The organism is Propionicimonas sp. T2.31MG-18, from assembly GCF_964266745.1.
Lineage (GTDB): Bacteria > Actinomycetota > Actinomycetes > Propionibacteriales > Propionibacteriaceae > Propionicimonas.
Genome location: NZ_CAXWGX010000028.1, coordinates 268102 through 280454, shown reverse-complemented (window position 1 = coordinate 280454; position 12353 = coordinate 268102). Strand labels below are relative to the sequence as shown.

Below are 12353 nucleotides of genomic sequence, written 5' to 3'. Positions count from 1 at the left end.
ACCGAGGAGGGCACCGTGCCACTGACCGACCTGACCCTGCCCGAACTCGCCGGCTACCGTCCCGACGTGGCGGAGCCCGACGACTTCGACGCGTTCTGGGCCCGGACCCTCGCCGAGGCCCGAGCCCTGCCGCAGCAGCTGTCGGTCACGCCCGTGCCCGGGCCGGTGAGCGAACTCGTCGTCGAGGACCTCGTCTTCTCCGGCTACGCCGGCGACCCCGTCCGCGCCTGGGTGATCCGTCCCCGGTCCGGTGGACCTTTGCCCGCCGTGGTCGAGTTCATCGGCTACAACGGCGGACGCGGCCTGCCCGCCGAGCACCTGCACTGGGCGGCCGCCGGCTTCGTCCACGTCGTCATGGACACCCGCGGGCAGGGCAGCGGCTGGGGCGGCGGCGGCGCGACGCCCGACCCGCACGGCACGGGCGCGGCGTTCGAGGGCTTCATGACCCGCGGCATCGAGAGCCCGGAGACCTACTACTACCGGCGCGTGTTCACCGACGCCGTCCGCCTGGTCGAGGCGGTCCGCTCCCTCGGCCACGTGGACGCGGGCCGGGTGGCCGTGACCGGGGGCAGCCAGGGCGGCGGCATCACCCTCGCCGTCGCGGGGCTGCTCGGGGACGGGGTCGTGGCCGCGCTGCCGGACGTGCCGTTCCTGTGCCACTTCCGCCGGTCGGTCGCGCTCACGCCGGGGCGCCCGTTCACCGAGGTCACCCAGTACCTGTCCGTGCACAGGGACCGGGCGGACGAGGTGTTCGCCACCCTGTCGTACTTCGACGGCGCGGTGTTCGCGCGCCGGGCGAGCGCGCCGGCGCTGTTCTCCGTCGGGCTGATGGACGACATCGTGCTGCCGTCCACGGTGTTCGCCGCCTTCAACGGCTACGGCGGCCCCGACCGGGAGATCGCCGTCTACGAGTTCAACGGCCACGAGGGCGGCCAGCTGTTCCACTGGCAGCGCCAGGTGGAGTGGCTCCGCCGGCGGCGGTAGCCGGGGCGCACACCCTCCGGGTTGCCGGGACGTGCGACGTCCCGGCACCTCCGGGGGTCAGTAGCGGGACGCCGCCGCGTGGTACCCGGCGAGAATCTCCGGCCGCGGGTCCGGCTCGGGCGCGGCGACCAGGGCCACCGGCCATGCGGGACGCGACCCGGTGAGCACCCAGGCCGCCTGGCGCGCGGCGCCGTCGGCCACGTACTCGCCGGGGCTGGGCACGCAGACGGGGACCGAGAACACCTGGGCTGCGACGGCCTGCACGGCCGGGTTGGCCGCCGCGCCGCCGATCAACAGGATGCGACCGGCCTCGACACCGAGCTCGCGGACCGCGTCCAGCCCGGCGGCGAGCCCGCACAGCATTCCCTCGACCGCGGCGCGGGCGAGGTTGGACCGCGAGGTCGACCCGAGGGTCAGCCCGGTGAGGCTGGCGGTCGCGTCGGGCAGGTTCGGCGTCCGCTCGCCCTCGAAGTAGGGCACCAGCACCGCTCCCCCGGCCCCGGGGGCCGCCTCGAGCGCGAGCCGGGCGAACTCCGCGTGGTCGACGCCGAGGACGCCGGCCACCGCGTCGAGGACGCGGGCGGCGTTGAGGGTGCACACCAGCGGGAGGAACCCGCCGGTCGCGTCGGCGAAGCCGGCCACCGTCCCGGTCACGTCGGTCACCGGCGCGGACGCGGCGGCGAAGACCGTCCCCGAGGTGCCCAGCGAGACGACGACGTCGCCGGGACGCGCGTCCAGGCCGAGCGCCGCCGCCGCGTTGTCACCGGCGCCGGGGCCGACGAGGAAGCCGGGCCCCGGCACCGATGCAGAGGGGCCGAGGACGCGGGGCAGGGCAGCGTCGTGGCCGAGTGCTCGGGTGAGCAGGTCGTGGTCGTACTCGCCGTCCGCGGGCGACCAGTACGCGGTGCCGGAGGCGTCCGAGCGGTCGGTGACGAGCTCGGACAGGTCCGGCCCGAGCGCCGACTCCCCGGCCGGCCCGTAGCCACGAAGGCGCCAGGTCAGCCAGTCGTGCGGCAGGCAGACCGCGGCCACGCGGGCCGCGTTCTCCGGCTCGTGGTCGCGCAGCCAGCGCAGCTTGGTCGCCGTGAACGACGCCACCGGCAGCGAGCCGGTGCGGGCGACGATCTCCTGCGCACCGACCTCCTGGATAAGCGCTCCGGCGGCCTCCGCCGACCGGGTGTCGTTCCACAGCAGCGCGGGACGGATCACCCGTCCGTCTGCGTCGAGGACGACCATGCCGTGCTGCTGGCCGGCGATGCTGACCGCCGCCACACCGTCCAGGCCGCCGGCCTGGGCGAGCGCGTCCTGCAGCGCCGTCCACCAGTGGGCGGGGTCGACCTCGGAGCCGTCCGGATGGGCCGCCCGCCCGGAGGCGAGCAGCTCACCGGTGTCCGCGTCGCGGACGACGACCTTGCAGCTCTGGGTCGAGGAGTCGACCCCGATCACCTTCGTCATGGGGTCAGCGTGCTCCGAGCAGGTGCTCCGTGGCGAGCTGCTGGAGCCGGACGAAGCCGAAGCCCTTGCCGTTGTAGTAGGCGCCGGCCTGGAAGTCCTCGAAGGCGCTGGTGTCGGCGAGCAGGTCGTCGTAGCTCTCGCCCTCGGCCAGGGTCGGCTGCGCGAGCTCGTAGACCTTGGCGTCGGCGAGCGCGGCCTGCACCTCGGGGTCGGCGCGGAAGGCCTTGGCCCGCTCCTTCAGCAGCAGGTAGGTGCGCATGTTCGCCTGGACGGAGTCCCAGACGCCGTTCTCGTCCTCGGTGCGGGAGGGCTTGTAGTCGAAGTGGCGCATGCCGGTGTAGGCCTGGCCGCCCTCGGGGCCGCCGTTCTCGAGCAGGTCGACCAGGGCGAACGCGTTGTGCAGGTCGCCGTGGCCGAACACGAGGTCCTGGTCGTACTTGATGCCCCGCTGGCCGTTGAGGTCGATGTGGAACAGCTTGCCCGCGTAGAGCGCCTGCGCGATCGCCGCGGCGAAGTTCAGCCCGGCCATCTGCTCGTGGCCGACCTCGGGGTTGAGGCCCACCATCTCCGGGCGCTCCAGGGACTCGATGAACGCCAGTGCGTGGCCGACCGTCGGCAGCAGGATGTCGCCGCGGGGCTCGTTCGGCTTCGGCTCGATCGCGAACTTCAGGTCGTAGCCCTTGTCGGTGACGTACTGGCCGAGCAGGTTGACGGCCTCGCGGTACCGCTCCAGCGCAGAGCGGATGTCCTTGGCCGCGTCGTACTCGGCACCTTCGCGTCCGCCCCACATCACGAAGACCTTCGCGCCCATCTCCGCGGCCAGGTCGATGTTCCGCAGCACCTTGCGCAGGGCGAAGCGGCGCACGTTGCGGTCGTTGGAGGTGAAGCCGCCGTCCTTGAACACCGGCTGGCTGAACAGGTTCGTGGTGATCATCGGCACCTTCAGGCCGGTCGCCTCGCACGCGGCCTTGAGCCGGTCGATCTGCGTCCGGCGCTCGGCCTCGGTGGAACCGAACGCGAACAGGTCGTCATCGTGGAACGTGAGGCCGTAGGCGCCGTAGGACGCGAGCTTCTCCACCACGTACACCACGTCCATCGCGGCGCGGGTGGGACCACCGAACGGGTCGGTGCCGTTGTAGCCGACCGTCCACAGGCCGAAGGTGAACTGGTCCGAAGGGGTAGGCGTGAGAGTCACGAGGCTTCCCATCTCTCTCTTCATCGAGCGAATGTTGTCCTAGACAACTTATCCGAGTCCCCGGCGCCCCGTCCAGCCCCCGTGAGCGGCAGTGCGGCGGACCCGTCGCCCCCATGATGCCGGGCCGCGCGGCCGCCACGCCAGCGCCGTCCCTGCCCCTCCGCCGCCGTCCCTGCCCCTCCGCCGCCGGGCCGGGCCCGCCGCCGCCACCCCCCGCCGCCCGGCCGGGGTCGCCCCGCAGCCACGCCCGCCCTCCGCCCGGGGCCTGGGGCCCCACGCCCGCCCGCCGACCCTGGCCGGCCGCCTCCCGACTCGAGGGCCAGCCCCCAACGTCGAGGGCCCGCCCCGACCATCGAGGGCCAGCCCTGTCGCCGAGGGCTCGCCCCTGGGTGCTGGCCCTGGGCCGTAAGGCTGGCCCTCGATGTCGGGGCATGGGGGACGCAGAGGTGCCGACGCTCGGCCGCAAGGCTGGCCCTCGGCGTTGAGGCCTGGGGGACGCAAGGCGGCGACGCTCGGCTGCAAGGCTGGCCCTCAACGTGGGGGACGCGGGGGCGCCGCCGGCGGGACGGCGTCCGCCGTGAAACCCGCTGGGCGTCGCGACCCGCAACGAATCCTTTCGCACCGTTATGTGATCGTTATCATCGACCCTTGCTGGCCCTCACCGTGCGCGTTAAGTTGCCGCTATCGACAAAAGGTTGCGGACGCAACCCGGCTCTGGAGCGACGCAGCGGAGCGCCGCGACCAGGGCACTCGGCGACAGCGATTCAGAGAGGAACACAGATGTCGCACAAGACCCGGTTCGTCGCGCTCCTCGCGGCGGGGGCACTGATGCTCCCGCTCGCGGCGTGTGCGAGCACCACCCCTGGCGGCGCCGCCAACTGCAACGTGGGCATCACGATGCCCACCCGCAGCCTGGAGCGCTGGATCAACGACGGCGAGCAGCTCCAGAAGAAGCTGAAGGACGCCGGCTGCACCGTCGACCTCCAGTACGCCGACAACAAGGTTGACCAGCAGATCAGCCAGATCCAGAACCAGATCGCCGGCGGGGCGAAGATCCTCGTGATCGCGTCCATCGACGGCACCGCCCTCGGCCCGGTCCTCGAGGAGGCCGCCAAGCAGACGGTGAAGGTCATCGCCTACGACCGCCTGATCAACGGCAGCCCCAACGTCGACTACTACGCCACCTTCGACAACTACAAGGTCGGCCAGCTCCAGGGCAACTTCCTCAAGGACCAGCTGAAGCTCGACTCCGCGGCCGGCCCGATCAACTTCGAGCCGTTCGCCGGCAGCCCCGACGACAACAACGCCAAGTTCTTCTTCGCCGGCGCCTGGGACGTGCTGCTCCCCTACGTCCAGAAGGGCACCCTGGTCGTCCCCAGCGGCAAGGCCCCGAAGTCCAACGACGAGTGGACCTCGATCGGCATCCAGTCCTGGCAGTCCGACAAGGCCCAGGCCGAGATGGACAACCGCCTGTCCTCGTTCTACACCGGCGGCAAGAAGGTCCAGGCCGTCCTCTCCCCGAACGACTCCCTCGCGATCGGCATCGTCGCGTCGCTGAAGAGCGCCGGCTACGCCCCGGGTGCGGACTACCCGATGATCACCGGCCAGGACGGCGACAAGGCCAACGTGAAGGCGATCCTCGCCGGCGAGCAGGCCATGACCGTGTGGAAGGACACCCGCAAGCTGGGTGACCGCGTGTTCACGATGATCCAGCAGATCACCAAGGGCGAGAAGGTCGAGGTCAACGACGAGAAGACCTACAACAACGGCGTGAAGGTCGTCCCGTCCTACCTGATCGAGCCCGAGGTCGTCACCAAGGACCTCGTGCAGAGCAAGCTGATCGACTCCGGGTTCCTCAAGGCCTCTGACGTCGGTCTCGGCTGAGTCCTCTCCTGTGGGGCGGCAGGGTGCCTGCCGCCCCACAGGGGCGTCCGTCCGGCACTGCGACAGGTGAGAGGCATGGCTGACCAAGCGACCATCCTGCGGATGCAGGGAATCACGAAGGACTTCAGTGGCGTCCGCGCCCTCGACGACGTGAGCCTCGAGGTGGCGCGCGGCGAGGTGCACGCCATCTGCGGCGAGAACGGCGCGGGGAAGTCGACGCTGATGAAGGTGCTCAGCGGCGTCTACCCGCACGGCACCTACACCGGCACGATCGAGCTCAATGGCGCCGAGGCCACCTTCAGCGACATCAACGCCAGCGAGGCGGCCGGCATCGTCATCATCCACCAGGAGCTCGCCCTCAATCCGCTCGCCTCGATCGCGGAGAACATCTTCCTCGGCAACGAGCGCGCCGCGCGCGGCGTGATCAACTGGGACCGCACCACCATCGAGGCCGCGGCCCTGCTGGCCAAGGTGGGGCTGAACGAGAACCCGTCCACGAAGGTCTACGAGATCGGCGTCGGCAAGCAGCAACTGGTCGAGATCGCCAAGGCCATGGCCAAGGACGTCTCCCTGCTGATCCTGGACGAGCCCACCGCGGCCCTCAACGACGAGGACTCCGACCACCTGCTCGACCTGATCGCCGGGATGCGCGACCACGGCATCACCTGCATCCTGATCTCCCACAAGCTCCGCGAGGTGCGGCGCATCGCCGACCGGGTCACCGTGATCCGTGACGGCCACACGATCGAGACCATCGACATGTCGTCCCCGGACGCCACGGAGGCCCGGATCATCAAGGCCATGGTCGGCCGCGAGCTGAACAACCTGTTCCCGCCGCACCAGCCCACCATCGGCGAGGAGAAGTTCCGCGTGGAGGACTGGACGGCCCACCACCCCGCCGACCCGTCGCGGGTGGTCGTCGACCACGCCAGCTTCTCCGTCCGCGCCGGCGAGATCGTCGGCTTCGCCGGGCTGATGGGCGCCGGCCGTACCGAACTCGCGATGAGCCTGTTCGGACGCCTGTACGGCACCGGCATCTCCGGCCGGGTCTACAAGGACGGGGAGGAGATCACCACCGCCACGGTGGACGACGCCGTGGCCCACGGGATCGCCTACGTCACCGAGGACCGCAAGCGCTACGGGCTGAACCTGATCGCGAGCGTCACCACCAACATCTCCGCCGTCGCCCTCTCCCGGTTCGCGCGGTGGGGGGTCATCGACCGCAACCGCGAGTACCTCTCGGCCGAGGACTACCGGCGGGACATGAACATCAAGACGCCCAGCGTCTCTGAGGTCGTCGGACGCCTGTCCGGCGGCAACCAGCAGAAGGTCGTGCTCAGCAAGTGGCTGGTCTCCGGGCCGGACGTGCTGATCCTCGACGAGCCCACCCGCGGCATCGACGTGGGCGCGAAGTACGAGATCTACGGCCTCATCAACGCGCTCGCCGACCAGGGGAAGGCGGTCGTGATGATCTCGTCCGAACTGCCCGAACTGCTCGGCATGTGCGACCGGATCTACACCATCTCCGAGGGCGCCGTCACCGGCGAGCTGCCCCGCGCGGAGGCGACGCAGGAGGACCTGATGTACCTGATGACCATGGGAAAGGAAGCCCAGCGATGACCACCCAGACCGGCACCTCACCCGCGACCGGCAGCGCTCCCGCAGCGGGCAGCCGGCGCCTGGCGACCGACCTGCGCCAGTACGGCATCCTCGCGGCGCTCGTGGTGATCATCGGCCTGTTCGAGGTGCTCACCGGCGGACGCCTGCTGATGCCCGGCAACGTCAACAACCTGATCCAGCAGAACTCCTACGTGCTGATCCTGGCCATCGGCATGGTGATGGTCATCATCGCCGGCCACATCGACCTGTCCGTCGGGTCGGCCGTCGCCATGATCGGCGCCGTCGCGGCCCTCGCGATGAGCGAGTGGCACCTGCCGTGGTGGCTCGCGGTGATCGTGTCGCTGCTTGTCGGCGCGGTGGTCGGCGCTTGGCAGGGCTTCTGGGTGGCCCTGATGGGCATCCCCGCGTTCATCGTCACCCTGGCCGGCATGCTGTTGTTCCGCGGGCTCACCCTGATCTTCCTGCACGGCGGCACCATCGGCGGCCTGCCGAACGAGTTCGTCGCCATCGGAGCCGGCTGGCTGCCCAGCTGGCTGGGCAAGATCGGCCGGGTGGACGTGCTCACCCTGGTCCTCGGCCTGCTCGCGTGCGCGGCGCTGGTCGCCCTCCAGCTGGTCGCGCGGGCCGGACGGCGCCGCCTCGACCTGCCGGTGGAGGGTGCGGCGTCCTTCTGGGTCAAGATCGCCCTCGCCGTGGTCGCGATCATGGCCGTCTGCTGGCAGCTGGCCAACTACAGCGGCACCCCGATCATCCTGATCATCCTCGCCGTGCTGGTCGTGGCGTACTCCTTCCTGCTCAACCGGACGGTGTTCGGCCGGCACGTCTACGCGATGGGTGGCAACCTCTTCGCCGCCGTGATGAGCGGCGTGAAGACCAGCCGGGTGAACTTCGCGATCTTCGTGAACATGGGCGTTCTCGCCGCTCTCGCCGGTGTCGTCAGCACCGCCCGCGCCGGGAGCGCCGTCGCCTCCGCCGGCCAGAACTACGAGCTGGACGCGATCGCGGCGGTGTTCATCGGCGGCGCCGCCGTCCAGGGCGGTGTCGGCACGGTGACCGGGGCGGTCATCGGTGGCCTGGTCATGGGCGTGCTGAACATGGGCCTGTCGATCCTGTCGGTGGACGCGGCGTGGCAGATGGCGATCAAGGGCCTCGTCCTGCTGCTCGCGGTGGCGTTCGACCTGATCAACAAGAGGCGCGGCGGGCGGTGATCCTGCGCGCCGGGATCGCGCGATAGTCTCCCCCGGACGCACGAACTCAGGAGTGGCAGGCATGGCGATCACGGCGGGCACGACCGAGGACGTCCGGCGTACCAACCTCTCGGCGATCCTCGGACTGCTCTACCGTGGCGGGCCGGCGTCCCGGGCCGTGCTGTGCAAGCGCACCGGACGCAACCGCTCGACGATCGCCAGCCTCGTCAACGACCTGGTGGAACTGGGGCTGGTCGCCGAGCGCGAGCCGGACTCCCAGGGCCAGGTGGGACGCCCCAGCCCGGTGGTCGAGGTGCGTCCCGAGGTGACCGCGATCGCGGTGAACCCCGAGATCGACGCGCTGACGATCGGGCTGGTCGGGCTGGACGGTGGCGTCCGCCGGGTGATCCGGCACGAGTACGACCGGATCCCCACCGCGTCGGAGGTGCTGAGCATCACCGCCGCGGTGATCGCGGGCATGCAGGTCGAGCTCGAGGGCCTCACCGTCGCCGGCGTCGGCGTCGCCGTGCCCGGGCAGGTGCGCACCAGCGACGGTGTGGTGCGCAACGCTCCGCACCTCGACTGGCACGACGAGCCGTTCGGGGAGCCGCTGGCCGCCGCGGTCGGCTACCCGGTGCTGGTGGCGAACGACGCCGCCCTCGGCGCCCTGGCCGAGCACGAGTTCGGCGCGGGCCGCGGCCACGACCACCTCGTCTACGTCAACGGGGGCGCCTCCGGCATCGGCGGCGGCGTGATCATCGCCGGGACGCCGCTGGGCGGCATCGCCGGCTACGCGGGTGAGCTCGGCCACGTCCGGGTCTCCGGCTCGTCCGTCGTCGACTCCGCCGGCATCGCCGGCACGCTCGAGGCGGAGGTGACCCGCGCCGAGCTGCTGGACGCACTCGGGCTGCCCCGGGCCGACGCCGCCGCCTTCGAGACCGCCCTGCTGGCCGACCGCTCGGACCGGGTGGCCGCCATCGTCGAGCGCCAGCTCGGGCACCTCGGCAGCGCGCTCGCCGCGGCCATCAACCTGTTCAACCCCGCCGTGATCGCCCTGGGCGGCTTCCTGGCGGCGCTCCAGGCGTACGACCCGGCCGGCCTGGAGCGGGTCGTGGCCGCCGCGGCCCTGCCGCCGTCGCTGGAGGGCGTCCGGATCACCCCGGCCGAGCTCGGCCCGGACCTGCTGATGATCGGCGCGGCCGCGCTGGCGTTCGAGCCCCTGCTGACCGACCCGGCGTCCCTGTCCCGCTGACCTGCTCAGTAGGTGATGACCTGCTCTGCGGAGTGCCCGTGCAGGCGCCGGGCGGCCTCGGCCAGCGAGCCGGACAGCGACGGGTAGACCGTGAAGGTCTCCGCGAGCTGGTCGACCGTGAGCTTGTTGCGCACGGCCAGTGACAGCGGGTGGATCAGTTCGGACGCCGACGGCGCCACCACCACCCCGCCGACCACGATGCCGGTGGTGGGCAGGCAGAAGATCTTCACGAAGCCGTCGGTGAGGGCCTGCATCTTCGCCCGGGCGTTGCTGCGCAGCGGCAGCATCATCGTGAGCCCACGAACGACGCCGGTGTCGATGTCGGCCTGGCTGCAGCCGACCGTCGCGATCTCCGGGGCGGTGAACACGTTCGCGCAGACCGTCCGCAGGTCGAGGGGGGCCACCGAGTCGCCGAGGGAGTGCCACATGGCGATGCGGCCCTGCATGGCCGCCACGCTGGCGAGGGCGTTGACGCCGGTGCAGTCACCGGCGGCGTAGACGCCGCGGGCGCTGGTGCGCGAGACCCGGTCCACCTCGATGTGCCCGGACGCGGACAGGCGGACGCCCGCCTCCTCCAGGCCGATGTGGGTGGTGTTGGGGATGGCACCGACGGCCATCAGGCAGTGCGAGCCGACCACCTCCGCGCCGTCGGCGAGCCGCACGACGACCTCGTCCCCGCGCCGCTCGGCGCCCAGCGCGCGGGCGCCGTTGAGCACCGTCATGCCGCTGTTCTCGAAGACGTGCTGGATCACCCGCGCGGCGTCGTCGTCCTGCCCCGGCAGCACCTGGTGGCGGGACGAGACCAGCGTCACGGTGACGCCCAGGGCGGTGTAGGCGCTGGCGAACTCGGCGCCGGTGACGCCCGACCCGACCACGATCAGGTGTTTCGGCACCTCCTCCAGATCGTAGATCTGGGCCCAGGTGAAGATCCGCTCCCCGTCGGGACGGGCGGTGTCGAGCTCGCGGGGGTGCGCACCGGTCGCCACCAGCACGATGTCGGCCGGCAGCTCCTCGTCGCCGTCCGCGGTCTGGGCGATGACCCGCTGCGGGCCGTCCAGCCGCCCGCTCCCGCTGATGATCCGCACGCCGTCGGCGCGCAGCCGCTCAGTGATGTCGGCGGACTGCGCGCGGGCGAGCTCTCGGATCCGCGCGTGCACCTGCCCGAGGTCGACGCTCACCGCCGCGCCGAGCCGGCGGGTGTCGTCGGTGAGGTGGAGGCCCACCTCCTCCGCGGTGCGGATCTTGGTCATCACCTCCGCGGCGGCGATGAGCGTCTTCGACGGCACCACGTCGGTCAGGACGGCCGAGCCGCCCAGCCCGCGGCGCTCGACGAGCGTCACCCGGCCACCGAGCTGGCGGGCCACCAGCGCCGCCTCGTAGCCGCCGGGACCGCCGCCGATGATCACCACGTCCGTCACCCCAGGATTCTCCCACGCCGGACGCGTCGCGTCCCTGCCCGGGTGCGCGCGCTGGTTAGGCTCGGCACGTGGTCCCCCGCGTCATCCTCTCCGCCGTCGCCCTGGCCGGCGTGCTGGTCAGCGTGGTGATGGTGGTCGTCGGGCTGCCGGAGGCCACGCCGGCGCAGACCGTGTTGCTGGAGCTCTCCTCGCTGCCGCTGTCGGTGTCGGTCGCCGCGGGCGTGTGGCTGCTGCACCTGTCGGCCGCCCGGCCGGCCGGACGCCGCTCGCGGATGGTCCTCTCCGGCGCCGCGGCCACGATCGCCTTCGGTCTCGTGCTGATGGCGTGGGCCTACCTCGCCGGCCCGAGGGACCGCGTCCACACCGGCCAGGTGCTCGTGTGGCTGGGGCTGTTCGCCGCCCTGGTGGTGATGATCCGGCGGCAGCCGCGGCGGCGCGCCACCCGGTTCGCGCTGCTCGAGGACGACGAGGACGACACCGGCGGGGACGGCGAGGACGACGCCCCGGCTGACCGGGACCGGACCCCGTCGTTATAGTCATCTGGTGACTGCGCAGACAGATCCGCGCGCCCTCGCCGCAGAGGCCGCCGCAACCCTCACCCACCGCTTCGGGATCTCCTCCATCGATCTCGCCCTCGTGCTCGGCTCAGGGTGGTCCGGCGCGTCCGCCGGCGTCGGCGAGCAGCTCGGCGAGTGCCCGCTGGAGGAGCTCCCCGGCTTCGCCAAGCCGGTCGTCGCCGGGCACGGCGGGGCCCTGAAGCTCATCCGCACCGGCACCGGGAAGGTGGCCGCGCTGTTCACCGGGCGCACCCACTTCTACGAGGGACGTGGCGTCGCCGCCGTCGTCCACGGCGTCCGGACCGCCGCGGCTGCGGGGGCGTCCGCGATCGTCCTCACCAACGGGTGCGGCGGCCTGCACGCCGACTGGGCACCGGGCACGCCCGTGCTGATCCGCGACCACATCAACCTCACCGGCGCCACGCCGCTGGAGGGGGCGACCTTCATCGACCTCACCGAGGCGTACTCCGCGCGGCTGCGCGCCCTCGCGCACGAGGTGGACCCGACCCTCCTCGAAGGCGTCTACGTGCAGTTCCGGGGACCGCAGTACGAGACCCCCGCCGAGGTGCGGATGGCCAAGGTCCTCGGCGGCGACCTGGTGGGCATGTCCACCACGCTGGAGACCATCGCCGCACGCGAGGCCGGCCTGGAGGTGCTCGGCATCTCCCTGGTGACCAACCCCGGGGCGGGGATCTCCCCGACCCCCCTGGAGCACGCGGAGGTGATCGCCGCGGGCAAGGCCGCCGAGCCCCGCCTGCGCGCACTGCTCGCCGTCCTCCTCGACCGGCTCTAGGAGGACGC

The 12353-nt window shown here is 71.9% G+C and carries 10 protein-coding genes; 7 read left to right on the top strand and 3 right to left on the bottom strand.

Features of this window, described 5'->3' with window-relative positions; translation table 11 throughout:
* The first annotated feature begins 15 nt into the window (after positions 1-15).
* On the top strand, positions 16-984 hold the full coding sequence (locus tag ACFQQJ_RS15825) for an acetylxylan esterase (RefSeq protein WP_377107980.1): 969 nt from the start codon (positions 16-18) through the stop codon (positions 982-984).
* A gap of 57 nt (positions 985-1041) precedes the next feature.
* Here the strand turns inward: ACFQQJ_RS15825 and xylB are convergent, their stop codons facing one another.
* Positions 1042-2439, bottom strand: coding sequence for a xylulokinase (xylB, locus tag ACFQQJ_RS15820; protein ID WP_377107978.1), 1398 nt, complete (start codon positions 2437-2439; stop codon positions 1042-1044).
* A 4-nt stretch (positions 2440-2443) separates the two neighbouring features.
* Entirely contained in the window at positions 2444-3634 is a 1191-nt protein-coding gene (gene xylA / locus ACFQQJ_RS15815; RefSeq protein ID WP_377107977.1) for a xylose isomerase, read from the bottom strand.
* A 780-nt stretch (positions 3635-4414) separates the two neighbouring features.
* On the opposite strand from xylA, the gene chvE reads away from it, so the two are divergent.
* The 4 genes from chvE (at position 4415) to ACFQQJ_RS15795 (ending at position 9577) form a co-directional block, all read left to right on the top strand.
* Positions 4415-5518, top strand: coding sequence for a multiple monosaccharide ABC transporter substrate-binding protein (chvE, locus tag ACFQQJ_RS15810; protein WP_377107976.1), 1104 nt, complete (start codon positions 4415-4417; stop codon positions 5516-5518).
* A 75-nt stretch (positions 5519-5593) separates the two neighbouring features.
* A complete protein-coding gene (gene mmsA / locus ACFQQJ_RS15805) occupies positions 5594-7138 on the top strand; it encodes a multiple monosaccharide ABC transporter ATP-binding protein (protein ID WP_377107974.1) in 1545 nt (514 codons plus the stop codon).
* Entirely contained in the window at positions 7135-8346 is a 1212-nt protein-coding gene (gene mmsB / locus ACFQQJ_RS15800; protein ID WP_377107972.1) for a multiple monosaccharide ABC transporter permease, read from the top strand. The genes mmsA and mmsB overlap by 4 nt, the downstream gene beginning before the upstream one ends.
* A 61-nt stretch (positions 8347-8407) precedes the next feature.
* Positions 8408-9577 (top strand): ROK family protein, encoded by a 1170-nt coding sequence (locus ACFQQJ_RS15795; protein WP_377107970.1) that lies wholly within the window; start codon positions 8408-8410, stop codon positions 9575-9577.
* Positions 9578-9582: 5 nt separating this feature from the next.
* On the opposite strand, the gene ACFQQJ_RS15790 is transcribed toward ACFQQJ_RS15795, so the two are convergent.
* Positions 9583-10995, bottom strand: a complete 1413-nt coding sequence (locus ACFQQJ_RS15790; RefSeq protein ID WP_377107968.1) for an NAD(P)H-quinone dehydrogenase — start codon at positions 10993-10995, stop codon at positions 9583-9585.
* A gap of 68 nt (positions 10996-11063) precedes the next feature.
* Between ACFQQJ_RS15790 and ACFQQJ_RS15785 the strand changes: the two genes are divergently transcribed.
* Entirely contained in the window at positions 11064-11531 is a 468-nt protein-coding gene (locus ACFQQJ_RS15785; protein ID WP_377107966.1) for a hypothetical protein, read from the top strand.
* A 4-nt stretch (positions 11532-11535) separates the two neighbouring features.
* The gene (locus ACFQQJ_RS15780; protein WP_377108036.1) at positions 11536-12345 is read left to right on the top strand and encodes a purine-nucleoside phosphorylase; all 810 of its coding nucleotides are present in this window, start codon (positions 11536-11538) and stop codon (positions 12343-12345) included.
* The last annotated feature ends 8 nt before the right edge of the window (positions 12346-12353 follow it).

Coding starts and splice junctions, on each gene's coding strand:
- mmsB (WP_377107972.1), top strand. CDS start 7,135: ATGACCACCCAGACCGGCACCTCACCCGCGACCGGCAGCGCTCCCGCA.
- chvE (WP_377107976.1), top strand. CDS start 4,415: ATGTCGCACAAGACCCGGTTCGTCGCGCTCCTCGCGGCGGGGGCACTG.
- ACFQQJ_RS15795 (WP_377107970.1), top strand. CDS start 8,408: ATGGCGATCACGGCGGGCACGACCGAGGACGTCCGGCGTACCAACCTC.
- mmsA (WP_377107974.1), top strand. CDS start 5,594: ATGGCTGACCAAGCGACCATCCTGCGGATGCAGGGAATCACGAAGGAC.
- xylB (WP_377107978.1), bottom strand. CDS start 2,439: ATGACGAAGGTGATCGGGGTCGACTCCTCGACCCAGAGCTGCAAGGTC.